The sequence below is a fragment of the Calothrix sp. FACHB-168 genome, from assembly GCF_963889195.1.
Lineage (GTDB): Bacteria > Cyanobacteriota > Cyanobacteriia > Cyanobacteriales > Nostocaceae > Aulosira > Aulosira anomala_A.
The window spans coordinates 31,990-56,703 of sequence record NZ_CAWPNJ010000012.1 but is presented as its reverse complement, the minus strand read 5'-3'; the positions used below and the strand labels follow the sequence as shown (position 1 = coordinate 56,703).

The 24,714-nt window shown below is 40.8% G+C and carries 25 protein-coding genes; 13 read left to right on the top strand and 12 right to left on the bottom strand.

What is annotated here, in order from left to right; all coding sequences use genetic code 11:
• Window positions 1-10: 10 nt before the first annotated feature.
• Window positions 11-1,207 (bottom strand): anion transporter, encoded by a 1,197-nt coding sequence (locus tag AACW45_RS05840; protein ID WP_190631998.1) that lies wholly within the window; start codon window positions 1,205-1,207, stop codon window positions 11-13.
• Window positions 1,208-1,774: 567 nt separating this feature from the next.
• Here AACW45_RS05840 and AACW45_RS05835 point away from each other — a divergent pair.
• Window positions 1,775-2,152, top strand: a complete 378-nt coding sequence (locus tag AACW45_RS05835) for a Mo-dependent nitrogenase C-terminal domain-containing protein (RefSeq protein ID WP_190631996.1) — start codon at window positions 1,775-1,777, stop codon at window positions 2,150-2,152.
• A gap of 662 nt (window positions 2,153-2,814) precedes the next feature.
• On the opposite strand, the gene AACW45_RS05830 is transcribed toward AACW45_RS05835, so the two are convergent.
• Window positions 2,815-4,824 (bottom strand): caspase family protein, encoded by a 2,010-nt coding sequence (locus AACW45_RS05830; protein ID WP_190631993.1) that lies wholly within the window; start codon window positions 4,822-4,824, stop codon window positions 2,815-2,817.
• A 193-nt stretch (window positions 4,825-5,017) separates the two neighbouring features.
• On the opposite strand from AACW45_RS05830, the gene AACW45_RS05825 reads away from it, so the two are divergent.
• The 5 genes from AACW45_RS05825 (at window position 5,018) to AACW45_RS05805 (ending at window position 7,596) form a co-directional block, all read left to right on the top strand.
• Window positions 5,018-5,482, top strand: coding sequence for a hypothetical protein (locus AACW45_RS05825; RefSeq protein ID WP_190543719.1), 465 nt, complete (start codon window positions 5,018-5,020; stop codon window positions 5,480-5,482).
• A 226-nt stretch (window positions 5,483-5,708) separates the two neighbouring features.
• Window positions 5,709-5,885, top strand: coding sequence for a 50S ribosomal protein L32 (gene rpmF / locus AACW45_RS05820; protein WP_096644922.1), 177 nt, complete (start codon window positions 5,709-5,711; stop codon window positions 5,883-5,885).
• Between the two features lie 294 nt (window positions 5,886-6,179).
• Entirely contained in the window at window positions 6,180-6,773 is a 594-nt protein-coding gene (locus tag AACW45_RS05815) for a sulfite oxidase-like oxidoreductase (RefSeq protein ID WP_190631991.1), read from the top strand.
• Window positions 6,774-6,911: 138 nt separating this feature from the next.
• Window positions 6,912-7,205 (top strand): type II toxin-antitoxin system HigB family toxin, encoded by a 294-nt coding sequence (locus tag AACW45_RS05810; RefSeq protein WP_190631989.1) that lies wholly within the window; start codon window positions 6,912-6,914, stop codon window positions 7,203-7,205.
• Window positions 7,206-7,215: 10 nt separating this feature from the next.
• Window positions 7,216-7,596: a helix-turn-helix domain-containing protein gene (locus tag AACW45_RS05805; protein ID WP_190631986.1), complete on the top strand. Its 381-nt coding sequence runs from the start codon at window positions 7,216-7,218 to the stop codon at window positions 7,594-7,596.
• A 205-nt stretch (window positions 7,597-7,801) separates the two neighbouring features.
• Here AACW45_RS05805 and AACW45_RS05800 read toward each other — a convergent pair whose 3' ends face one another.
• From AACW45_RS05800 to AACW45_RS05790, 3 genes are all read right to left on the bottom strand, one after another.
• Window positions 7,802-9,184 carry an aldehyde dehydrogenase gene (locus AACW45_RS05800; RefSeq protein WP_190631984.1) on the bottom strand — a complete coding sequence of 461 codons (1,383 nt, stop codon included), beginning with the start codon at window positions 9,182-9,184 and terminating at the stop codon, window positions 7,802-7,804.
• Between the two features lie 101 nt (window positions 9,185-9,285).
• On the bottom strand, window positions 9,286-10,431 hold the full coding sequence (locus AACW45_RS05795; protein ID WP_190631981.1) for a hybrid sensor histidine kinase/response regulator: 1,146 nt from the start codon (window positions 10,429-10,431) through the stop codon (window positions 9,286-9,288).
• Window positions 10,432-10,741: 310 nt separating this feature from the next.
• Window positions 10,742-10,972, bottom strand: a complete 231-nt coding sequence (locus AACW45_RS05790) for a hypothetical protein (RefSeq protein WP_190543699.1) — start codon at window positions 10,970-10,972, stop codon at window positions 10,742-10,744.
• A gap of 155 nt (window positions 10,973-11,127) precedes the next feature.
• On the opposite strand from AACW45_RS05790, the gene AACW45_RS05785 reads away from it, so the two are divergent.
• Complete coding sequence (locus tag AACW45_RS05785) at window positions 11,128-13,422, top strand: NACHT domain-containing protein (RefSeq protein ID WP_190631979.1); 2,295 nt, start codon at window positions 11,128-11,130, stop codon at window positions 13,420-13,422.
• Between the two features lie 197 nt (window positions 13,423-13,619).
• On the opposite strand, the gene AACW45_RS05780 is transcribed toward AACW45_RS05785, so the two are convergent.
• Entirely contained in the window at window positions 13,620-14,573 is a 954-nt protein-coding gene (locus AACW45_RS05780; RefSeq protein ID WP_190631977.1) for a transposase, read from the bottom strand.
• Window positions 14,574-14,576: 3 nt separating this feature from the next.
• Window positions 14,577-16,292 carry an urease subunit alpha gene (gene ureC, locus AACW45_RS05775; protein WP_190631975.1) on the bottom strand — a complete coding sequence of 572 codons (1,716 nt, stop codon included), beginning with the start codon at window positions 16,290-16,292 and terminating at the stop codon, window positions 14,577-14,579.
• Window positions 16,293-16,371: 79 nt separating this feature from the next.
• Here ureC and AACW45_RS05770 point away from each other — a divergent pair, with 79 nt between their 5' ends.
• Window positions 16,372-16,749 (top strand): GxxExxY protein, encoded by a 378-nt coding sequence (locus AACW45_RS05770; protein WP_190631973.1) that lies wholly within the window; start codon window positions 16,372-16,374, stop codon window positions 16,747-16,749.
• Between the two features lie 63 nt (window positions 16,750-16,812).
• On the opposite strand, the gene AACW45_RS05765 is transcribed toward AACW45_RS05770, so the two are convergent.
• The 3 genes from AACW45_RS05765 to AACW45_RS05755 are packed head-to-tail and all read right to left on the bottom strand — an operon-like array spanning window position 16,813 to window position 18,306.
• A complete protein-coding gene (locus AACW45_RS05765; protein WP_190631971.1) occupies window positions 16,813-17,118 on the bottom strand; it encodes an urease subunit beta in 306 nt (101 codons plus the stop codon).
• Between the two features lie 18 nt (window positions 17,119-17,136).
• Window positions 17,137-17,439, bottom strand: coding sequence for an urease subunit gamma (gene ureA, locus AACW45_RS05760; RefSeq protein WP_190631969.1), 303 nt, complete (start codon window positions 17,437-17,439; stop codon window positions 17,137-17,139).
• Window positions 17,440-17,460: 21 nt separating this feature from the next.
• Window positions 17,461-18,306 (bottom strand): urease accessory protein UreD, encoded by an 846-nt coding sequence (locus tag AACW45_RS05755; RefSeq protein WP_190631966.1) that lies wholly within the window; start codon window positions 18,304-18,306, stop codon window positions 17,461-17,463.
• 291 nt (window positions 18,307-18,597) lie between these two features.
• Here AACW45_RS05755 and AACW45_RS05750 point away from each other — a divergent pair, with 291 nt between their 5' ends.
• Genes AACW45_RS05750 through AACW45_RS05740 form a run of 3 tightly spaced genes read left to right on the top strand, consistent with a single transcriptional unit; the run spans window position 18,598 to window position 19,875 of the window.
• Window positions 18,598-18,765 carry a ParA family protein gene (locus tag AACW45_RS05750; protein ID WP_277880311.1) on the top strand — a complete coding sequence of 56 codons (168 nt, stop codon included), beginning with the start codon at window positions 18,598-18,600 and terminating at the stop codon, window positions 18,763-18,765.
• The gene (locus tag AACW45_RS05745) at window positions 18,758-19,456 is read left to right on the top strand and encodes a ParA family protein (protein WP_277880310.1); all 699 of its coding nucleotides are present in this window, start codon (window positions 18,758-18,760) and stop codon (window positions 19,454-19,456) included. The genes AACW45_RS05750 and AACW45_RS05745 overlap by 8 nt, the downstream gene beginning before the upstream one ends.
• Window positions 19,456-19,875, top strand: a complete 420-nt coding sequence (locus tag AACW45_RS05740) for a hypothetical protein (protein WP_190631964.1) — start codon at window positions 19,456-19,458, stop codon at window positions 19,873-19,875. The genes AACW45_RS05745 and AACW45_RS05740 overlap by 1 nt, the downstream gene beginning before the upstream one ends.
• Window positions 19,876-19,991: 116 nt before the next feature.
• Here the strand turns inward: AACW45_RS05740 and groL are convergent, their stop codons facing one another.
• Together groL and groES are read right to left on the bottom strand one after the other, a co-directional pair.
• On the bottom strand, window positions 19,992-21,629 hold the full coding sequence (gene groL / locus AACW45_RS05735) for a chaperonin GroEL (RefSeq protein ID WP_190631961.1): 1,638 nt from the start codon (window positions 21,627-21,629) through the stop codon (window positions 19,992-19,994).
• A gap of 109 nt (window positions 21,630-21,738) precedes the next feature.
• Window positions 21,739-22,050, bottom strand: coding sequence for a co-chaperone GroES (gene groES / locus AACW45_RS05730; RefSeq protein WP_096644939.1), 312 nt, complete (start codon window positions 22,048-22,050; stop codon window positions 21,739-21,741).
• 406 nt (window positions 22,051-22,456) lie between these two features.
• On the opposite strand from groES, the gene AACW45_RS05725 reads away from it, so the two are divergent.
• Window positions 22,457-22,915 (top strand): ferredoxin, encoded by a 459-nt coding sequence (locus AACW45_RS05725; RefSeq protein WP_242045554.1) that lies wholly within the window; start codon window positions 22,457-22,459, stop codon window positions 22,913-22,915.
• 348 nt (window positions 22,916-23,263) lie between these two features.
• On the top strand, window positions 23,264-23,941 hold the full coding sequence (locus AACW45_RS05720) for a response regulator transcription factor (protein ID WP_010997804.1): 678 nt from the start codon (window positions 23,264-23,266) through the stop codon (window positions 23,939-23,941).
• The last annotated feature ends 773 nt before the right edge of the window (window positions 23,942-24,714 follow it).

The following is a 24,714-nucleotide window of genomic DNA, read 5'->3' as shown; positions in this document are numbered from 1 at the left end:
CTTTGATTACTTAGTGAATCCAGAGGTAAGTCAAGATTAAAGTACATAATGTTAGGGGTACACCAAACCGTAAATGGTCGATAAATGTTAACTTATAGCCTAAATTTTTAGCAGCTTCGACAACTATTAAGTTAGCAACTGAACCAAATATAGTCAGATTACCTGCTAATGTAGATCCGGCTGCTAGCAATAGCCAATATTGGGTATTATCCTTGGGGATCAATGGATGCAATAAGAGTACAGCCGGAACATTGGAAATTAGATTAGATAAAATAACAGTTACACTCAAAAAACTTGCAGGATTATTGACTGCATGAGTAAAGAATTGCAATAAATTTAATTTTTCTGTAACTCGCGTCAAAATAAACAAGCCGGAAAACATTACTAGCAAATTCCAATCGATTCTTTGGAGAATGCGCTGTGGTTTAATTCGTCGCGTAATCAACAACAAACTAGCAGCAACTAAAGCCGACTCTGCTAGAGGTAAGCCAACAGTAAAGGCGATAAGTAATCCTGTGGTGATGACTAATGTTTTATTAAATAAAGGTTTGTAAATCCGATGATTTCCAGATGCTAATTGCTGACAAGCCTGGGTAGAACGAACATCAGGATAAAGTAACCATAGCAAGCCTATCTGAATCACTAAGCCAATTAAGGCGACTGGAGCGAGTGCGCGAAGGAAATCTAGGTAGGGAATTCCAGAGAAAGAACCTATTAAAATGTTTTGAGGATTACCACTTAAAGTGGCTACAGAACCTATATTAGTTGCACCTGCGATCGCTAGTAAATAAGGTATGGGATTTAAACTCAAGGCTTGAGTTAAGCCTAAAACCAATGGTGTAAAAATTAACGCTACTGTATCGTTAAGAAACACCGCCGAAAGGAAACCGCTACCAAAGGTTAAAGCTATCAATAAGCCAAGAGGACTGCGGGTAATGCTCAATAATATAGAGAGCGATCGCCCAAAAAATCCAGCGTAAGTTAGACTAGCATTGACTACCATCATACTCAGCAAAAATACGATGGTGTTAGCATCAATAGCTTGCCATGCTTCTGTTAAATTTACAGCGCCCAGCGCAATTAAAAAAGCAGAACCCACTAGGGCAATTGTGGCACGGTTCATGCGTAATCCAGGAATGTACCCCAACGCCAACCCCAGGTAAGTTAAGCCTAGTACGCCATAGATTGCAAATTGTCGGATAATCACTCGCGTTATCTAGTCTTGGAGGGGACAGGGGCTAGAAAGTAGGAGAAAGAGGAAAAGAAATTTTCCCTTGCTAGTTGACATATATAACAGCACATGGTAGAAAATTGCTGTCAAGCTAATAACATTTCTCCAAAATCTTGCTATATCATTCACCCCATCTTTACTTCCCTATAACCTTGTATCTGTTTAATTGTTACAGACAGGCAGCGCAATAGTATTCTGCATCAGCTTTCAGATTTGTATAGAATCTAGCAGTTAGTATTTTTACTCAGCGTTATACTATCTAATAAAGTTTTGTAACAAATATTGCGAAATCAATCCAAAGATAGATGTCTTCACTAAAATCTTAACTATGTCAAGTTATGAACAAGATCGGAAGATCACACTTCCGATTTCGGGAAAATTGCGTTTAACTTGACGTAGCTATAAATTAGTTCCGATTTAAGTGGCTACGGATAACAATCAGATTGCATCTAGTAGAAACAAGATTTTTCCGGGAACAGTCTAAGCCACTATGTATATGTTCATCGTAAAGGTGAATACCCTCCATCAAATAGAGGAGTAACCATGAAGGTATTCGATAATACCACAAAAAGAATTTTCTTGGCAAGCTGGGTATCTATTAACCAAGCAGAAGCTACTAATACCCCAGAAAACCAGCTGCCACATCCTGCTACTAAGTCTTCTGGCGATATCCTCCAGCCCCTACGACAAAAAGTAGACAGCATTCAAGTACGCGATCGCAAATTGGCGCACCGCTTGTGTCAGTTAATTCCGGCTCAGTGTCCTTTTGAGCGTGATGTTAAGTTATTTGGCAAAACTTTATTTCATATTCCGCCAATGTGTAAGCTGAATCCTTTATATGAGGAAGTAGTTGGCTTACGTTTCCGGGCGTTATGCTATCTAGCTGATGAATGTGGAGAGGATATTTCTCAGTACTGTTAGGGACTAGGGACTAGAGACTAGGAGCTAGAGAAGAGAGATTTTCTGGTGATTAGTTGATTTGTAAGTTGCAAGTTATTATTTCTCAAATCTGAGTCAATAAATTAAACAAGAGTCCAGAATTAAAGCAAGCTGCTAGTTAATTCTGGACTCTTGAGCAATTTGATAGCAATTTGAAAACAGAATGCGACAGATGGTAGGGGCATGGTCGATGCCCATACGTGTCAACTTAAATTAAAATGCTTACCCCACAAGCCTTTTACCCCTCCCCTCACCCCTCCCCTTGGCAAGGGGAGGGGAAGTTTTGGCTTTAGACAAAACTGGGGTGGGGTAACGCGGAGCTTAATGGTAGGCGATGGAATGAAAAATCGAGTCTTGGCAAGGGTTTCTCGTTAAGTTGACACAGGTGGGTATTGCCCATACTTGTCAATTTGAGCTAGAAATAGCTTTACTCTAAGCTTCCTAATCCGCCTGAGAATGAATTCTCAGGCTAATAGCCCAAGTCTACTGAAGTAGACTCAAGATTTTGAGGATATTTAGTCATCTTCAGATGACTTTGGCTATTAGCAAGGAACTTCAGTTCCTTGTGGTAAGCGGCTTTAGTGTTAAGTTGACACCAATGGGCAATGCTATGCCCTCTAGAATATATTGATGTGCCGCTCAGACTAATTTTTGATCCGCCTTACTTGCCATTTTTGAATAGCTTCTTGCGCATCTTCATAAGCAGATGTCATTTCTGGAATTAAAGCTGCAGTCTCAATTGCTGCATTCAGTTCCCCTTTGACAGCGCGATTTTTTGCCAAATCCAAAATTTTCTCGCTCCATTGATTGATGGATTTTTGAGCAACATCAAAGCCTGGTTGTCCTGGTGGAACTTTCTTGGCTACTTCAATAGCACGATTATATGTAGATGCTTGTCCTGGTCTAATTAAAGCATTAGCAGCATCTAAGAGAGTTTTATTACTAACATACTGCTTGGCTTCTAGTCGCCATTGGTTAATCAGTGCTTGGGCTTTGGGATACAGTTCTTCTTCTTTAGTAATTAATTGTGCCGCAGCGATCGCATTTGCATACTGTTTTTGTTGGGCGCGACCTTCTGCTAAATCTAAAATCATCCGACTCCAGATTTTAATGTCTTCTTGGGCTTGTTCGTAAAGCGGTTCCCCTGATTGTATTTTCCGCGCAGTAGCGATCGCTAAACTTAAATCGCTGGCTTGAGTTTCCCGCAAAGACATTTTCGCCAAGTCCAATACAGCTTGATTGCGCTGTTGCGATTCGGAATTCGCAACTGTGGCTGTAGATTTAGCTGTAGGTGTTGGTTTTGGCGTTGGCGATTGAGTTGGTGGTGTTGGGGTAGTGGAATTAGAGACTGCGGTAGTATTGGGCAAATTAGTTAGGTCTTTCGCCTCATTAGTCGCCGTATTAGCCGATGTGGTCAATACTTGAGACGTTTTCAATCTGGTTTGATTGCGGAGAAAAACTACTGCAACTAAACCTAAGATTAATAAACTTCCTCCTAGCCACCACAAAAGCTGGCTCCAAAATGATTTTTGTACCTGAGTCCCAGGTGCTTGAGAGATAAAACCTGAGGAAGAGGTGGGAAGAGAATGTTCCTCATGACTCGTCTGTGATGCAGCTGGGAGTACCTGGGATTGCTTTTGTGTCACTGATGGGGAAGCTACATTCCCCGCAAACCCTTGGGCTGCTTGATTTGGAGATTTCTGGCTGATGGCTGTAAATTGTGGCGGCTTTCCTGGGGGAGATTTGGGACTAATAGTAGTTTCTAACCCAGAAATTGCTTGATTATTGTTCGTTGTTTGAACTTTTGTGGCAGTTTTGGCAGAATTCACAGCGAGAGAAGGTGCTGCACGGGCTACCGCAAAAGATTCTTCAGGAAAAATAACGTTTCCTACGTCGCTTCTAGCTGGTGTAATCTTACTGCGCAATGGCGGTAAAATTACTTGCTGCTGTGATGGCACAACCGCAACGGGATTTTGTGCTGGTCGCCAATGATGCTGACATAATTCTGGGGTGAGTATGCTCAGTTGATTGAGTAAATTCCCCAGGTTACTACCATGCCCAGAACCTAAAGCTTGTAATAATGCTGCGGTGAAGAATCCGTGACCTAGTTCTCGGCTTTCGTGGGAAAATTGCTCTGGTTGGCAAGAAAGAATTGTTGCTAATTGTAGCTCTTGAGCAAGTTCGAGAGTTTCTTGACCAACGGGAGCATCAGCTTGGGTACCAAAAGCGCGGTTGATATCCAGGATGAGTAATACATTTAACTCAGTTAGCTGCAAACTCTGTAAGAGCGATCGCAATTCTATGCCAGTTTCCTGAACTAAATCGGGATTTCCCTCGACCGGCATTAAATAATCTTGTCCCTTGTGGTTAATAGCATAGCCGCTAAAGAATAACCAAAGATAGTCCTGTGGTTGCCAATAATTTGCGGCTAAATCCTCTAATAACAGCAGGATATTCTCGCGCGTCGGATAAGTAGATTTGTCTCTCATTATCGGTGGCGAGGTATCCGTCATCAGTAGGCAGTTTTGCGGTAAAAAACCTGCCTCTGTAGCCAAAAAGTCTTTCAGCGCTTCGGCATCGGCTTGAGCGCAACTTAAAGGTTGAAATAAATGATATTGATTGATGCCAATAGTAATCGCCCAGTAATTTACCATCCCCTCTGTGTCGCTTCTTGTTTGCTTGAAATTGCTGTTGGCTTTGCCCAAAAAACAAAGTTAACCTATGTCTTATAGTCTAGGAGATTCTTAGCGTCACCCTGATAGTATGTGATTTTTATTACATAAAATAGCCGGAAATTACTTTCACTCAATTTAAATTAAAGATTCTGTAGACAGGAGCGAAAAAATCATGAGTAGAAGTGTTGCTCATCAACTATCATCGATCATTTCCTTTTCAGTTATTAGCCAAATTGCCAGAAAAATCCGGATAGTTCAGTTAGGAGTTTTGCTATTTTCGGCGGTTCCGGTGTGGTTTGCTTATGAGGCGATCGCCCCGCAGATGGTGAGAGCTTACACAGCCAGAGTTGACTTGGCAATCGATCGGCTACCAGAGGAAACTTACGAAACCATACTCAGAAGGGCAGAAGCAGTAGCCAGAGCCGCAGCTCAAAGGAGCTTCGACCAAGATATTTTAGTTACAGATGTATCCGTAATTGTCTCCGTACAAAGTCTAGGAGCGATCGCCCCAGTTTTAGCCTTAGAAGTAACTCGTCAACAATGGCGTACTCGTCCCGATGCGCAACGTTGGGCAACTTATTTTAAAACAGCGCGATCGCTTTTGTTATTTGACCCCAAGCCCACAGAGAAAAAGTAGGGAAGAGAGACAAGGGAAGGGAGACAAGGAGGACAAGGGAGACAAGGAGGACAAGGAGGACAAAATCAATTCAAAATTCACGCATTCAGAAATATTTTTGACTTTTGACTTTTGACTTTTGACTTTTTATCCCCCATGCCCCATGCCCAATTCCCATTTTTATGTTGCCAGTGTCAATTGATGGCTTAGAATAAAAAGGTTGTCAAGAATTGCGATATCCGCTATCATGGCTGTTCCAAAGAAGAAAACATCTAAGTCTAAAAGAGATAAACGCCGAGCTAACTGGAGACATAAAGCTGCTGTTGAAGCGCAAAAAGCTCTTTCACTAGGTAAGTCGATTTTGACTGGACGCTCTACATTTGTCTATCCAACTGCTGAAGAAGAAGAAGAAGCAGAAGACTAATAATGTCGATAGTTAAGAAAGGCACGAACAGCGCTGTTAAGTTGGCGCTTTTTCGTTGCTTTTCTCATGGCATTATCCATACATAGTTATAGTTAATTGAACAATCTCCATTAACTATTGCCTATGGGTGATGAGCAAATAATTTATCGAAATTAAGCTATCTGTAGTTTCTGGATTTTTAGTATTCTGCGCAATTGGTATTTTATGTCCTTTTTGAGTAGCGCAGATGCTCAAATCCTTAGAAAATTATCTCAAGAAAACCAATTATCTTGAAAAATTAATTTTTCTGAGATTATGTTAGGAAAATTTTTTCAGAAACCAGAGCAAGAAGATAACGAACGGGTTCCGCCTGGTCAATATTTGGCTAAAGGCTTTCCCGTTTTAACTTATGGTGCAACACCAAAGATAAATATAGAAGAATGGGAATTTAAAGTTTGGGGTTTAGCCAAACCTGCTACTTTTACATGGGCAGATTTTATGGCTTTACCTCAATCTGAATTCACAGCAGATTTTCACTGTGTGACGCGCTGGTCTAAACTTGATGTTAAATGGACTGGGATTAAAGTTACAGACTTTATGAGTTTGTTAGAGGTTGATCCCCAATCAGTTCATGTAATGGAACATTGCTATGGTGGCTACACTACTAACATCTCAATGGCAGATTTTGTCCGAGAAGAAAATTTCTTTGCTTTTCAACTATTTGGTGAACCTTTACCAGCAGAACATGGCGGGCCGATGCGCTTAGTTGTTCCCCATCTTTATGCTTGGAAAAGCGCTAAATGGATTAATGGTTTAGAGTTTCTCAACAGTGAAGAACTGGGTTTTTGGGAACGTAATGGTTATCACCAACGGGGTGAACCTTGGGCGGAAGAACGGTATAGTTATTAATTCGTAATTCGTAATTCGTAATTCGTAATTCGTAATTAATAAGAATTGCTGAGAAATACGCTAAGAAGGACGCTACCCAGCATCTCCGGTTTTTGCTGGGTAGAACCCTTATATTTGAAAGAATATTATAATTCCAGTATGCGAATCATTGCTCGCAGTACTTTACGGCAATTTTGGGAAATACATCCTGATGCCGAGCAGCCACTCAAAACTTGGTATGATGAAGTTTCTCGTGCAGAATGGACTAGTCCGACAGATATTAAAATTACTTATCGAAATGCCAGTATTATTGCTAATAATCGCGTAGTTTTTAATATTAAAGGCAATAAATATCGCTTAATTGTTCACGTTCGTTATGACATTAATATTGTTTTCATCCGCTTTGTAGGTACGCACTCTGAATACGATAACGTAGATGCGGCAACAATTTGAGGTAATGTGTATGCTCGAACTCCGACCAATCCGAAATGAAGCTGATTATCGTGCTGCACTTGATGAAATAGAAAGATTATTTGATGCAGAACCTAATACAATAGAGTGCGATTACTTAGAAGTTTTAACAACGCTAGTAGAAGCATACGAACAACAACACTATCCAATTGCAGCACCAGAACCGATAGAAGCTATTTTGTACTATCTTGAATCTCGTGGTTTATCTACTCACGATTTAGAACCTATTATTGGAAGTGTGGAAGAGGTTGCAGCAATTTTAAATCGCCAGCAACCACTAACATTAGAGATGATTCGGCGTTTAAATCAAAAATTAGGAATTCCTGCTGATGTGTTGATTCAACCATACTCTCTCATGAAAAATTCAGCTTAATCCTCTTCTATAACTTTGGAAAGAGAACAATAAATGTAGGTTGGGTTGAACAGAGTGAAACCCAACAATACCAAAGTTTTCGGGTGTTGGGTTTCGTGCCTCAACCCAACCTACACCTAAATTGGTAAAAGTTTTGAAAAATAAGGGTTTGAGATTTTTATTTGGCGACAGTGATTAAAGAGGGTTAAAGCAAAATGTGAATTAATTAACCCAGGAATCGCTTGAGGAAAGCTAACTTTCCTTGATAGGGAGCGTAACGCCAATTTAAATCAAATAAAAACGAGTTTTGCAAGACGCTTTTGCGGTGGGAAAATGTGTCAAAACCAGCTTTACCGTGATAACTACCAATACCACTATCACCCACGCCGCCAAATGGTAAAGATGAAACACCATATTGCATGATTGTATCGTTAAGACAAACTCCACCGGATGTAGTTTCCTGCAAAATGCGCTGTTGCAGGTTTTTGTTTTGCGAAAATAAGTATAAAGCTAGGGGTTTTGGTCGAGAGTTAATTAGGGCGATCGCTTCTTTGATGTCATCATATTCAATAATGGGTAAAATCGGCCCAAAAATCTCTTCCTGCATAATTGCATCATCTAAAGAGACATTCTCAAGCAATGTAGGAGCTATATAAAGTTTCTCCGGGTTCGTTTCTCCACCAATGAGAACTTCAGCCTTTTTTAGAAGATTTACTAATCTATCAAAGTGTTTTGCAGAGATTATACGAGCATAATCAGGACTCGTTTCTGGGTTATCTCCATAAAATTCTTTGATAGTTTTTTTCAGTCCTTCCACTAAATTTGTTTTGAGTTTTTTATCAACTAAAATATAGTCGGGGGCGATACAAGTTTGTCCAGCATTGATAAACTTACCCCAAATAATCCGCTTAAGGGTGTGTTCTAAATTAATTTCCGTATCTACTATACAAGGGCTTTTACCACCTAATTCTAAAGTAACTGGTGTCAGGTGTTTTGCTGCCGCTTCCATGACAATTCTGCCGACATTTGTACCACCAGTAAAAAAGATATAGTCAAATTTTTCTGCTAACAGATTTTGACTGGTTTCTACACCACCTTCTACTAATGCAATATATTCTGGAGCGAAATATTTAGCAATTATCCCAGCTAGCAAACTAGAGGTATGAGGCGCAAGTTCTGAAGGTTTGAGAATTGTACAATTTCCCGCCGCGATCGCACCAACTAAAGGTGCAATCATTAAATTAAATGGATAGTTCCAAGGGCCGATAATTAAAACTACTCCTAAAGGCTCTGGATAAACCTTAGCTGAGTATTGCAAAAATTCAAGAGGAACGGCGGCTTTTTGCGGCTTAGTCCAATCTTTGATATGCTTAATTGCGTAATCAATTTCTTTATATACTAAAATTTCTGTAGCATAAGTTTCAAATTCTGGTTTATTTAAATCAGCTTTTAACGCTTGAATAATTGCTTGTTCATTTTCTATAACAGCTCGTTTCAAAACTTTAAGTTGTTCTATGCGAAAAGCAATATTTTTAGTTTTACCAGTTTGAAAAAATTCGCGCTGTTTACGAATAATATCGTTGATAGAAATTGATGATTCAGTAATCATGTTTTTTATAGAGGCTAGGGAAGGGGGACAAAGAGGACAAGGAAGATAATTGTACAGACGCGATGAATCGCGTCTCTAACAAATGACAAATGACCATTTGCTCATATTTTTACAGGTAGCATAACAATAAATACGCTACCTTTAGCCAACTCAGATTTAACTAAAATATTTCCTTGATGAGCTTCAACAATTCGCAGGGAAAGATACAGCCCTAAGCCACTACCAGAACTCTTGTGACTTCCTTGGCGAAAACGCTCAAATAATGTGGTTTGTTCTTCAGGTGAAATACCGGGGCCTGTGTCTTCTACTTCAACAATTAGGAATTCACTAAAAGTGGAATTTTCCACAGCATTTAAATACGACTTTTTGCTGCTTTGGGTTGTTGAACCAAGATGAATATTTACTGAGCCAGAATCGGTAAATTTTATGGCATTACCAATTAGGTTAGTAAATAGTCGATGTAATTCTAAGCGATCGCCCATAACTGAGTTGATGGTTAACTCTTGAGCAATTTCTAAATTCATCGACAGTGATTTTGCTTCAGCTAAAGGTGTTAATTCTCCCACCACCTCCTCTAATAACTGGCGGAGGTTCACTGGTTGAAATGCCAAGGTTTTGCGACCAGCTTCAAAGCGGTAAACTTCCAATAGGGTATTCACCATTGACAGCAAATTGGTGTTGCTACGCGCCATGATCGCGATCACTTCCTCCATTTGCGGCGATAATGCTCCTAAAGCACCCTGCTGAAACAACATGAGGACGCGATCGGCGGCTACTAGGGGGGTGCGTAAGTCGTGGGTGAGACGGGAAACAAAATCTTCGCGCTGACGAGCAATTTCATCGCGTTCATCGATACTGTGTTTTAAGCGTAAGAGCGATCGCACTCGTGCTAGCAATTCATCCACCGTCACAGGCTTGCGGATAAAATCATCAGCACCTAAATCTAATCCCTTAGCAACATTTGGCGCATCGTGAGCAGTAATCAGCAGTATGGGGATATATTGCTGCATGGCAGTATTTCCACGTATACGCCGAGTAACTTCGTAACCATCCATTCCCGGCATCATTAAATCCAGCAATACCAAGTCACAAGGAGATGCTTCTAGTTGTGCTAAAGCCGAAGCACCATTTTCTGCTGTGCTAACTGTGTAGCCTTCTTCCTCCAAAATAGTTTTGATTAAAAACACATTATCTGGAGAATCATCTACCACTAAAATTTTGTCAGAGCGAGAATTTTGTGAGTTCATGTAGCGGGTCTCGGTAAAATTTTCGGCGTTTGTAATCTTAGATATATTTATATCAATTTTAGTTAACCTTCTCTTGAATAAAGATTATTTACCTAAAAGCTGCAATAGATTTTTTTATTTTATCTTATATAAGATTTACTAGTTTTTCTTAGGTCAATAATTACTTGCTAATTTAAATATTTTGGGTTAAATTTTCAAACTAAATGGGTAGCTAGTTGATATATCGTAAACATTTTGATAGTTGGACATAGACACAGGTTTAGCTGCGAAAGTAAGCCTTGAGCCTGTGCCATATTCTCCCTATTTGATACTAATCATTAATTTCTGAATTACTCTCTTGTACGGATTCAGGTAGATATTTTAGAGGTTTTTTGAGCAAAACCCAATTGAGATACAGTGCTAGAACCTGCATTTTCAGGAATTGGTTCAGGCGTTGATAGTTATTATCCTTCAAAACCCAAGCCCAGAATTTTTCCAGCAGTAGCCCCAGAATAATTTCTACAGACTTGTTGATAACTAGGGGAATTAGTGTTTCGAGCATTGCGATCGCCTCAGTAAGCAATAGTGTATTTACGCCCTTCTAAAATCCCTCAAACTATGTAATTACAAGGCTTCCTGGGTGTGTGAGTTATGTACGCGGTAAGTATAACTTTTGTTTTACGTCGTTAAAATGGGTAAAAAGTTGTTCATCAAAATATGGTCAAGCGATCGCTTCAGGCTTCTCATCAAGGTATTCAGTCTGCAAAGTTAGCTTTAATCGACAAATTTGGAACACAGCAAAAGCTAGCGGACGCTTTATCCGTTACCCGTCAACCAGTCAATAAATTTTTTAACCGTAAGCCTGTTGATAGCAGCTTATTTGTTGAAATATGCAAAAAATTGGGGCTGGAGTGGCAAGAAATTCAAGAAAATCGACAATCTGAAGTAAAACAAGCCTCAGAGCAAGAATCTGATATTGATGCCTTAGTTCAAGAAATCCGCGAACAGGTTAAACCCAGCATTAAAGAAAAGTGTGGAACAATGCGGGTGCTAGATATGCCCCAACCAATAGAGTTAACGGGTGAACGGGGTATCTATACCAATGTCAACATTCTGGAGAAAATCACCGGACGTAGGCGATTAGATATTTCTGAACTGTTGCAAAACTCTGAGCCAGATGACTTTGAGCGGTTTGGACTTAACAGAGTTAAAGAGAAGCGAGTACCAGGAATAGAAGCAGTACAGCAGCATCAAAAACTGATGGTGTTAGGTAAACCAGGCGCAGGAAAGACTACATTTTTGAAGTATTTGGCTATGCAATGTATTGAGGGTCAGTATTTGACAAATCGAGTTCCCTTATTCATCACTCTGAAGGATTTTGCAGAAGCGCCCAAACAGCCAGATGTGTTGGAATATATTGCTCAACAATTGGCGTTTTGTGGAGTACAGGATGCCAGTTTTAAAGCAGACCAGCTTTTAAGACAGGGTAAGCTATTGGTTTTATTGGATGGCTTAGATGAAGTCCGAGAGGAAGATACAAAACGTGTCTTACAGCGAATTAGAGATATTTCCGATCAGTTTCATACAAATCAGTTTGTCATCACCTGTCGGATAGCTGCCAAAGAATACACCTTTGAAAGGTTTACAGAGGTCGAAGTATCAGATTTTGACGAAGAGCAAATTGCAATTTTTGCTCAAAGCTGGTTCCGGTTAAGCGATCCAGTGAAGAGCGAAAGGTTCATTCAAAAACTTAAAGATAATGAGCCAATTCATGAATTAGCAACTAATCCATTATTACTAACCCTACTATGTCTAGTATTTGGAGAAAGCTCAGATTTTCCAACTAATCGCTCTGAACTTTACAAGGAAGGAGTAGATGTTTTAGTGAAAAAATGGGATGCCAAACGCAATATTGAGCGCGATCAAGTTTATAAAAATCTGTCGTTACACCGCAAGTTAGATTTGTTGAGCCAAATTGCCCTAACTACTTTTGAGCAAAAGGACTACTTTTTTAAACAAAAAACTGTTGAAACTTATATTGCTGAATTCATTTACAACTTGCGCGATGCTTGTACTGAATCCAAAGAATTAGAACTTGATAGCGAAGCAATTTTGAAGTCTATTGAAGCTCAGCACGGTCTAATGCTTGAACGAGCAAAGGGCATATATTCCTTTTCTCACCTAACTTTTCAAGAATATTTCGCTGCAAGAGAAATCGTGGCTAATTATACATGGGAAATTTTGGTTAGACATATAACAGAGAAAAGGTGGAAAGAAGTATTTTTACTAAGTATAGGTATGATGCGAAAAGCTGATGATTTTTTACGTTTAATAAAACGAGAGATTGACGCAATTTTAGCTGGTGATGAGAAGTTACAGCAGTTTCTCATCTGGCTTAACAAAAAATCTATTTCTGTGAAAATTCCATACAAGCCTTCCGCTGTTAGAGCCATTTACTTCGATTTTGAAATACTGCCTTGTTTTAATGGTTATTACCTTACTCTTCCATATGCGCTTGATTCACGCTTATCCGACGATGAAGAATTAATTTTTAACTTTGATTATTATGACAATGAAGAGTTGCGTGAAATTGCCATAGATCATAATCTTATAAATTGCTTATATAATGCTATAAGTTTTGAGTCTAAACACTTAGATCAGGTTGAAGCTTTTCTTTATAGTACTTTACGTTGTGTTACTGAGTTCAATCTTCAACATTTACTAAAGCAGCTTTATGAACAATTACCGACATTAGAAGAAGATGAAAATCAATGGAAAAATAAAGCTCAATATTGGGCTGAAGATTTAAGGAAAGTAATGATAAGATGTTGCGATATTGGATATGATTGGCAGTTTACTGATGCTCAAAAAGAACTCTTATTAAATTATTATAATGCTAATGAGTTGCTAGTTAATTGCCTGAATAGCGATTGTTATGTAAGCCGTGAAGTAAGACAAGAAATTGAGGATAATTTACTGTTACCAATGAGTGAATTGAAAAAGAAAAGCTAGAAATTTGGTATAGCCAAGTGATGTTCGCTAATTTCCACACGTAATACTGTACAAAAATTTCTAGCATTAATCCTTAATGCTCATGTTCTTAGGAAAAGTGATCGCTCACTCTCCAGTAGTAAGATGATCTAATAATTGCTGAAATTCTGATGTGGAAGGAATTGCGATCGCACTCTCACCACAAAACAGGCGATCGCTCATTCTCCAGAACTAATATTATCTAAGAGTTGCTGAAATTCTGATGTTGAAGGAATTGCGATCGCTCTCTTCAAAAGCGTCTTTAATACCGATGGTTCTTCTATGCCATTGATAGCTTCCACAATAGCACTTGGCACTTCTCCAAAGCGAGTTTCTAAAACTTCAATCACGCTTTCTCTAGCAGTTTCAATAATCCCTTCTTCTTTTGCTAGACGTTCAATACTAGTTACGTACCGCATTCTATTTGTCTCCTCGTAATTTCTCACTACTGTTTTGAAACTACTTGCCAATTCTTTTGGCAAAACCATCACCCAATCGATAAACCGAAATAATTCTTGAATATATTCTCGGCTATATCCCCTTTCAAAAAGACTTCTGACTAGGCTTAGTTTCCACTGTAGCCGACTTTCTGGGTTTCGTTGCGTCGCTTTGGTTTTGAGATGCGCCATCACAATTATCCCAAAGGGGTTGGTGGTTTGCTCTAGAGTTTCCCAAGTTTGTTCATAGTCCAATAACTTCGCTATGGGAAACTCTAAGCTGATGCGACATCCTCCCAGTTGATAGCCGTAGCTGGAGGGTCGCCAATTTGCTTGTTCATCGGCTAATACCGCCAAGCTGATGACTCGCTTTTTATGGCGGTCAAATAAGCGGTAATTGTAGGTGTACATCCGTTCGGCAAATTGGCTGTCATATTGTCCTTGGACTTCTACGTGAACCAATACCCAAGCTTCCTCACCATCCAGTAGCCAAACTTTGGCGACTTTATCAACGAAACGCCGCCCAATTTCTGCATCAGGTTCTAGCTGTTGCAGTTCTGTGTCCAGAAATTCATAAGGTCGCGTCCAGTCAATGGCGGTGTAAGCTTGTGTGAAAAAGAATTCCAGAAAGCGGGTAAAATATAGCTCAATGATTTCTTTCCAAGGACTATCGTAATCTGTAGATTGCTCGGTCATGGACTAAAACAAAAAGTATCTTTGGGCCATTGGTAAAACTGTCGCAGGTTCACAAATCAACAATTCGCCATCAGCCCTAACTTCATAGGTTTCTGGATCTACTTCAATATGGGGTAGTGCATCATTGAGCTTCAAATCTCGTTTAGTTATTTGGCGTGTCCCGGAAACTGCTACGGCTGATTTTTTCAAACCTAAATTGCTGGGAATTTCTCTTTCTAACGCGGCTTGAGAAACAAAAGTTAATGACGTGGCGTGACGCGCACCCGCAAAGCTACCAAACATCGGTCGCATGTGTACTGGTTGCGGTGTGGGAATGCTGGCGTTAGCGTCGCCCATTTGCGACCATGCAATCATTCCGCCTTTAATGACTATTTCTGGCTTCACGCCAAAAAATGCTGGTCGCCACAAGCACAAATCTGCAAGTTTCCCCTCTTCTACTGACCCCACATACTGGGCGATTCCGTGGGTAATGGCTGGGTTAATGGTGTACTTGGCAACATATCTTTTTGCTCGAAAATTGTCTGCCCTTTGCTCATCTCCCTGTGGGTTAAGGATTCCCCGTTGCACCTTCATTTTATGAGATGTCTGCCAGGTGCGAATTATTACTTCCCCTACCCGCCCCATTGCTTGGGAGTCAGAGGAAATCATGCTAAACGCGCCTAAGTCGTGCAAAATATCCTCGGCGGCGATGGTTTCCCGACGGATACGAGACTCAGCAAAGGCGACATCTTCCGCGATCGCAGGATCGAGGTGATGACATACCATCAACATATCCAGGTGTTCGTCTAAAGTATTGAGGGTGTAAGGGCGTGTGGGATTGGTGGAAGATGGGAGAACATTCGCCTCGCCACAAACTTTGATAATATCTGGTGCGTGTCCTCCCCCTGCGCCTTCAGTGTGGTAGGTGTGGATAGCACGATTTTTAAAAGCTGCGATCGTATCTTCAACAAATCCGGCTTCGTTGAGGGTGTCGGTGTGAATTGCCACTTGTACATCATACTCATCAGCGACGCTGAGGCAAGTGTCAATAGTGGCGGGTGTGGTTCCCCAGTCTTCATGTAGCTTTAACCCCATTGCACCAGCTGCTACTTGTTCAACAAGTCCTTGGGGTTGACTGGCGTTACCTTTACCTAAAAATCCTAAGTTCACAGGAAACGCATCAGCAGCTTGCAACATCCGGTACATATTCCAAGGGCCAGGGGTGCAGGTAGTGGCGTTTGTCCCTGTAGCGGGGCCTGTACCACCGCCAATCATGGTAGTAATTCCGGATGCGATCGCAACTTCTATCTGCTGCGGGCAAATAAAATGGATGTGGGAATCCACACCTCCAGCTGTGAGAATCATCCCTTCCCCAGCTAAAGCTTCGGTTCCCGGGCCGATAATAATATCGACATTATTTTGAATATAAGGATTTCCCGCTTTACCGATTTTAAATATTTTGCCATCTTTAATCCCAATATCGGCTTTAACTACACCCCACCAATCCAGAATTAAAGCATTTGTAATTACTAAATCTACAGCACCATCAGCGTTAGAAATGGGCGATTGTCCCATTCCATCGCGGATGACTTTACCGCCGCCAAATTTCACTTCATCGCCATAGGTGGTGAAATCTTGTTCTACTTCAATAAATAATTCTGTATCCGCAAGTCGGACGCGATCGCCTACTGTGGGGCCATAGGTTTCTGCGTAGGCGCGACGAGACATATTGTAAGGCATATTACATTCCTGGTAAATGAGAGTAGAATTGAGTTTAAACGCAAAGTAGCGCGAAGGTAAGCGCAAAGGTACGCGGAGTATGGATGAGAATGATTTGAGTGGGGCGATAATTGGTTGTGGGATGCGAGTGCATACAGCATTGGGGCCGGGGTTGTTGGAGTCAGCTTATGAGGAGTGTTTGCATTACGAATTGAAGAAGAGAGGATTTAATGTTGGTCAACAAGTTCCCGTACCACTGGAATATGAAAGAGTGCAATTAGATTGTGTATATCGATTAGATTTAATAGTAGAAAATAAAGTAATTATTGAAATTAAATCAGTAGCATCTATTCACCCAATTCACTCCGTACAACTTTTAACTTATCTCAAACTCACTAATTGCAAACTCGGACTCATTCTCAACTTTAACGTTCTCCACCTCAAAGACGGCATCAAACGTGTCGCTAACAAACTCTAACTCTCTAACTTTGCGTACCTTTGCGTTTCCCTTTGCGCCCCTCTGCGTTAAAAACCTCTTCCTTTAAAGTCCTCCATTAACTCTGCCATTAAATCCATAAACCTGACGCATACCAACCAGAGGTACAAGAGTAATTTCCTTTTCATCCCCTGGTTCAAAACGAACTGCGGTACCTGCGGGAATATCCAGACGCATTCCTCGCGCTTGTTCTCTATCAAAATTTAAGGCAGAGTTAACTTCAAAAAAGTGAAAATGTGAACCGACTTGTATCGGGCGATCGCCTGTATTTCCTACTAGTAATTTAATAGTTTCACGCCCAGCATTTAACTCAATTTCTCCATCTGGCGTAATAATTTCCCCTGGAATCATACCTTCCTCCCTGACAAATTAACGAATCGGATTATGCACAGTCACTAACTTTGTCCCATCAGGAAAAGTTGCTTCTACTTGCACTTCATGCACCATTTCCGGCACACCTGACATCACATCATCTCGCGTTAACAAAGTAGTGCCATAACTCATTAATTCCGCAACAGTTTGCCCATCTCTTGCACCTTCTAAAATTGCAGCAGAAATATAAGCAACTGCTTCAGGATAATTTAATTTCAAACCTCTATTTTTACGTCTTTCTGCCACTAAAGCAGCAGTAAAAATTAACAACTTATCTTTTTCCTGTGGGGTAAGTTGCATTGTTCCTCCTCTGTGCTTCGTTCAAACCTGCCAAACTCTAGGTACACAGCTACCACGACTCAAAAAATTAACCCGTAGCATTTGCCAAACAGACGTAAACCAGTTTCGCACCTCAGACGACGAAGCACCGCGATATCTACATAAAAGTCCATGTTGGAGTCGCGACACTCCCACCTCTCCTGCACCATCCCATAAATTACGGGCTTTTGCCACTATTTCTGAGTCAACTGGATTACCCACCCAGACTAGACTACCTACAATTGGTTGTCCAGCCAAGCCGTGGGGACTGTGAAAAACTTCCTCGCTACCAGGTAAATATTGCCGATCGATCCACAAGGGTACACCTTGCTGCCAAATTTCGGTATGCGATCGCCATTCTCCTTGCAAAAACTTTTCTCCTCTAGCACTGCGCCCTAATCGGGTAATTTCCCAGCCTATCCAACTGGCTTCGGTTGCTAATTCTACCCGTAAATCTTGCCGATAAATCGCACTATTAAACAAAATTGTTTCTTGGGGTAACCACTCCAAACAAGCGCCAGCATCTACTTTAATGTCGATAGTTTGTCTGGCTTGCAGTCCATTACTGCGGTAGATTTTACTAGCGGCAGCTGTAGTGATTAATGCTTGTGCGTGGGGTTGGAGGTGAAAATTAAGAGACAAGCGATCGCCTCCCACAACTCCCCCAGCCGTATGTAAAATGACGCTATGACAGACTTTTTCGCCTTCTGGATAAAACGGACGCTGTACTTTTAGCGGTGCTTGCTGGTGGTTGTAAATTAGCTGGGTGGTATTTTTGCGATCGGCGTAGACTAAATTAAGTTTGCCATGCCAATTATTAGCAACTTCTTTTTCGAGAATTTCACTCATTAATTTTGTGTAGTAGCAGGGGTAATAATCTCACGCAAAGGCGCAAAAGCGCAAAGTTTTTTCTGAATGTTTTTGTACAGAGCGAAAAATTAAGCAAGATTATGCTTGTGCTAGTCAAAATGTCAACTTGTGCGATCAAGTATGTAAACAGAACCGCTTTTTAATGAACTGCAAAGACGCAGAGAAAATAGAGATAATTTTCATGTCTGAACATTGAAACCTGTTACTTTGGCTGAGTTTCCGGGAAATCTATAAATGTAGTCCAGAAAATTTCCCAGTTAATCATAAATTATGACAGCCAAAGTGATTAGTATCTGCAACCTCAAGGGAGGAGTAGGTAAAACTACTATTGTCATGGCATTAGCCGAATATTTAGCAGGTGATACCATGTATAAAAAGCGTGTACTTGCTATTGACCTTGATCCTCAAAGTAATTTGACTAGTGCTTTCAATGTCTGAAGATATTTGGGAAAAAGAATTTGAAAGTAAAAAATTGACACTGCCTTATTTATTTAAAGATCCTGAATATTTTTTGGAAAATATTAAAAATGAAAATTTTATAGTTAAGCAAAATATTTCAAATGTTAGAAACAGAAATTCTTTTGCTCACTTACATCTGATACCTAGTAGCCCAAGGTTATTTGAAATTCAGGAACAATTGCCATCAGGCTATTATTCTTTTAACTTTAAACCCGTTGAGCTTATTCGTACAATCCTCAAACCTTTATTGAATAATTATGACTATATTTTAATAGACTGTGCCCCAAATATTAACACAGTAGTTAAAAGTGCCTTTCTAGCTAGTAGTGCTTGTATAATACCCTGTGTACCAAACCGAATGTCAATTCATGGATTAGATTTATTACTTGAACATATTGAAAAGTTTAATAGAGATTATGTACATAACTTAAAACCACTAGGAACATTAATTTCTCGTTACAACCGAACTATAGCCCAAAGTGAAAATTTAAACTCTATTATTGTTAATCCTTTCTATCTACCAGTTTTTGAAACGAAAATTTTAGAAAGAGCAAAAATTGCAGAAGGTTTAGAATTGAGTAATTATTTGACATATAAACAAAAATATGATGATTCTCACGAATCTATGGTGAAGTTAGCTAAAGAAGTGATTCAGAGAGTAGGTAAATAATGGAAGCATCACAAATTGCAAATTTATTAAGGGCTATTGCAGAACTTGTAGAATCCGATCCGCAAGTTGCCAAGGCTGTAGAAAAATGTTTAGCTAATAGTTTAAATGCTCATAAAAGTAAAGATTCATCCGACGTAAAACAAAAGCAGCCAAATCCAAGTAAAAATTTAGAAAATGGCAATATTATCATTGCTGAATGTCGGCAAATTTTACGTGAACAGGGTGAAGAACAACTAAGGATTTACTTAATTGAGTTAGGGGAGCAGGTTAGAGAATTATTGAAACACGGCCAACTTGACCGAAATCGCTCTATACGTCGCCGGAAAGATTTAAGTAGTATTATTGAGCATATTATTCAGGAATTGCAAGCTCAAGATAAAAGTGGAAAATTACTTGCAGCATCAATTTCTAAAAAGTGATTTGGGTGTTACACGATATCAATTTATTTACTATAATTCTGCGATTTAATAACACAAAAAAACAGCCGCCTCCGCAAGGGAAGCAGCTGTTTTGACAAATAGGGGGCTAGAAAGTATTAGTAATCGAAGTCGCCGCCACCCATTCCACCGCCACCAGCAGGAGCAGCATCTTTGGGTTCTGGCTTATCAACTACGATGCATTCGGTTGTCAACACCATACCAGCGATGGAAGCTGCGTTTTGCAGTGCAGAACGAGTTACCTTAGCGGGGTCAACAATACCAGCATCAAACAAGTCAACAAACTCGTTGGTTGCAGCGTTGTAGCCAACATTGAATTCTTTTTCTTTCACACGTTCAGCAATTACAGCGCCGTTTTGACCTGCGTTTTCAGCAATTCTCTTCAGAGGTGCAGGTAAAGCACGAGCAACAATCAACGCACCGGTTAATTCTTCACCAGAGAGGTTGCTATTAGCCCATTCTTCCAGTTGAGGAGTTAAGTGAGCGAGGGTTGTACCACCACCGGGAACAATACCTTCTTCTACAGCAGCTTTGGTAGCGTTGATAGCGTCTTCTAAGCGCAGCTTCTTATCCTTCATTTCGGTTTCGGTTGCTGCACCGACTTTCACAACTGCAACACCACCAGCCAACTTAGCTAGACGTTCTTGCAGTTTTTCTTTGTCGTAGGAAGATTCGGTTTCTTCAATTTGACGGCGGATTTGGTCAATCCGAGCCTTAACAGCAGCTTCGTTACCTTCAGCAACAATTGTGGTGTTGTCTTTGGTAATGGTGATGCGGCGGGCTTTACCTAAGCTATCGAGCTTGGTGTTATCCAATTTTAGACCAGCATCTTCGGTGATCAGTTGACCGCCGGTGAGGATAGCGATATCTTCCAGCATAGCTTTGCGGCGATCGCCAAATCCAGGGGCCTTAACAGCAGCAACGTTGAGTACACCACGCAGGCGGTTAACTACCAAAGTTGCCAAAGCTTCTTTTTCAATATCTTCAGCAATGATTACTAAAGGACGACCAGCACGCGCTACTTGCTCAAGTACGGGTACGAGGTCTTGTACCAAAGCGATTTTCTTATCGGTTAACAGGAGGAAAGGCTCATCAAAGACAGCTTCCATCCGTTCTGCATCGGTAGCAAAGTAAGGAGAGATATAGCCTTTGTCAAAGCGCATCCCTTCGGTGATTTCCAATTCGGTGGTCATGGATTTCCCTTCTTCTAGGGAAATTACGCCTTCTTTACCCACCTTATCCATTGCTTGGGCAATCATCTGACCGACTTCTTCGTCGTTACCAGCAGAGATTGAACCAACTTGAGCAATAGCTTTGGAATCTTCTACAGGACGAGCATGTTCAGCAATTTTCTCTACTAAGAAGTTAGTAGCTTTGTCAATACCGCGCTTCAACAAAATTGCATTTGCGCCAGCAGCAACGTTGCGTAAGCCTTCTTTAACGATCGCGTGGGCTAAAACGGTAGCTGTGGTGGTACCATCACCTGCAGCGTCGTTAGTCTTAGAAGCAGCTTGGCGAATTAAAGATACGCCAGTGTTTTCAACGTGGTCTTCTAATTCAATTTCTTTGGCAATGGTGACACCATCATTGACGATTTGGGGTGCGCCAAATTTCTTCTCTAGCACGACGTTACGACCTTTAGGGCCAAGGGTAACTGCCACAGCTTCTGCTAGAATGTCCATGCCTCGCTCAAGGGCGCGACGGGCGTTTTCGTTGTAGATAATGCGCTTTGCCATAGGTGTCTAATTGAGGGAGTAAATCAAGTAAATCAAGTTTGTCTGTAAATTTTGGTAATAGATCGCTAGATACCGGGCACGCTCGCCGTGCCACAGGCAGCAAAACCTATTAGCTCACAACTGCTAAAATATCTTTTTCAGAAAGCAGGACGTACTCTTCAGTGCCTAGCTTGACATCAGTGCCAGCATACTTAGAGTAGAGAACTTTGTCACCGACTTTGATTTCGAGTTCTTGACGAGAACCGTCATCATTGCGCTTGCCAGGGCCAAGGGCGACCACTTCGCCTACTTGGGGCTTTTCCTTAGCGGTGTCGGGCAAATATAGACCACCTGCGGTCTTTTCTTCGGAGGCGCTCACTTTCACGAAAACGCGATCGCCTAATGGTTTAACTGTAGAAACGCTTAAAGATATTGCTGCCATATTAATTTCTCCAGAGTTAGCACTCTCAACTCCTGAGTGCTAATTTACCGAAGACCAGCGTACAATGGCAACATTTCCTTGTGTACGGGTTCCCGAACTAGGGGCAGAGGGTATGGGGCAGGGAGGAGGGAAGGGAGCAAGAGTAAATAACAAATCCCCACGCTCCATCACAAATGACAAATGACAAATGACAAATGACAAAATGACAAATTATCCAATGCCCAATGCCCCATGCCCCATGCCCAATACCCACTTATCGATACTCTTCAAACATATACTTAAGTATAAATACTTATTTATTGTAAAACTTCAGGTTCTGTTTCTTAAGTTACGAATATTTTTATATCCACAAATTTATTTGCAAAGCTAGGAAATTGTTATAGAACTGTAATCAGGGAGCCGCTCGATGAGTGACAATACAGTGATCCAGTGCAGCCATAAAATCCCCAAAACCACTCAATTTCTAGACAATAAAGCTTGGCGTAATTGTGTAGAAACTGTAGGACTTGCAAAGATTCAAAGACATATTTCCCTTTGTCCTGAACAGACAGTTAGCCACTGCTGCTCAAAACAAGCTAGTCTGGAATCCGGGGAATACTTAAAAAAGCGATTGCCCAAGCCCAAGCGCTATCAGTTGCTAAACAGTAATCCCACTTGTACCTTTACCTTGAAAACTCAAGTCAATAGCTTGCGGGTTTCTGGTTCTAGACCGATAATGGTGGTTTACCCGGATGGTGTCTGGTATCGTCAAGCAACCCAGGAAGCGATCGAGCGGATCGCCCAAACACTTGATAGGCATAATGGTGGTGGAAGAATATGCATTTTTAACCCATCAGTTGCCAGAAACTTCTCTGGTTGCTTGTGAATATCTGAGCAAGGCTTAACATCCGAAGGATTTCGTAATTAAGTAGTAAGCGCTCTGAAGCGGTGGTTGGTTTTGAGCTAGGGTCATCTTCAGCCAATACTGATCTTGTGAATCGGAAGGATTATTATTTAATCAGCATTTTTTCACCCGCCACTTTCAAAGCGATATATAATAACGCATTATAATTACTACTGCTCTACGTATCCTTACTGGACTAACGCCTATAAGTTAGTAGTTTCCTAAACAGTGGTTTTCACTGGTAAAACTTCCGACCTGCATTAGGCAAGTTAAGTGGGAAAGACAACATCTCAAATAATCCACCATAGAGGATAAATATACAAGACCTTGATGGACCGAAGCGCGACAAGTGCCACTGCTATGAAAGAGCCCAGCATGAAAGATCACAAACGACTTCTACTGATTGATGATGACCCTAACCTCATCTTGCTGGTGAAGGATTACTTGGAATTCCGGGGATATGAAGTCATCACCGCCGAAAACGGAAGAGAAGCTCTAGAAATTTTAGAGCATGATGTTCCAGATATGATTATCTGCGACGTGATGATGCCGGAAATGGACGGATACACTTTTGTAGAACAAGTCCGGCAAAATGAACGTACTAGCTGGATTCCCGTTCTATTCCTTTCAGCTAAGGGACAAAGCGCAGACCGAGTGAAAGGTCTCAATAAAGGTGCTGACGTTTATATGGTCAAGCCCTTTGAACCAGAAGAACTCGTAGCGCAAGTAGAATCTTCCCTGAAGCAAACTATCCGTTGGAAAGAACACCAAGCAAAAGGAGGGGAAAATGGTTCCCGTATCCAGGTTCCCTTCGACGTACAGCTAACTCCTACTGAACTGAAAGTAGTACAGTTTGTGGCTAGGGGTTTAGCTAACCGCGAAATTGCTGAAGAATTAAATGTTAGTCAGCGTACCGTTGAAAGCCATGTGTCCAACATGTTGGGCAAAACCAATCTCCATAACCGCACTGAATTGGCGCGGTGGGCGATTGAAAATCAAATGGCGTAAATAGCTATCAGCATTCAGCCGTCAGTTTTTAACTGTATATTTGACTGCTGATAGCTGATAGTTTACCTTGGTATCCTTCTGCTCACAAGATGAATTAGCGACAAAATTTCAACCCAATTCGTACAATTTTGGCATCTAATTCCCAGACCGATAACTTATGAATTGTGAAGCATGAGATTAAATTTCCTAATTGCTACTTCATAATTCATAACTCACAATCGAGTCCCGGCTCCCTAATTCTGGCGACTCTACCATTTTGATGAAGTACAAATGCGGAATCTTCACCCGCACTTGCAATTTTTTGGGTAAAATTGGTGATTTTGCCTGTGGATTATGAGTATTTTCTGGCTCACAAGTTGATAATTCTCTCTGTTTTCATGAATTCACGGCCTTTGAGTGAGGGCAGACTTGATGGATGATGTAAATTTGCCCCATCTTGGCTGAGATGATGGAGAGATATGACTATTATCGATAGGTAGCACTCGCTTGTTTATCTCTGAGTCAAGGTCAGCATCGCCTCATTGTGTTGCACCATGAAAATGAACTAATCACCCCTACTTTGTTGAGGGGTGATTTTTTATTTATCTGATGCGTCTAAGTTTCTCAACTCAACCTACTGGCGTGGCAAGGCTAAAATGTTGCAAAAAAATGTAGGTTGGGTTGACGTAAGGAAACCCAACACCAGCATCTATGTTGAGTTGCTGAAATTCATGTTGGGTTTCGCAAAGCCTCAACCCAACCTACATCTAATGTACTATTTTAGTTGTGTCAGT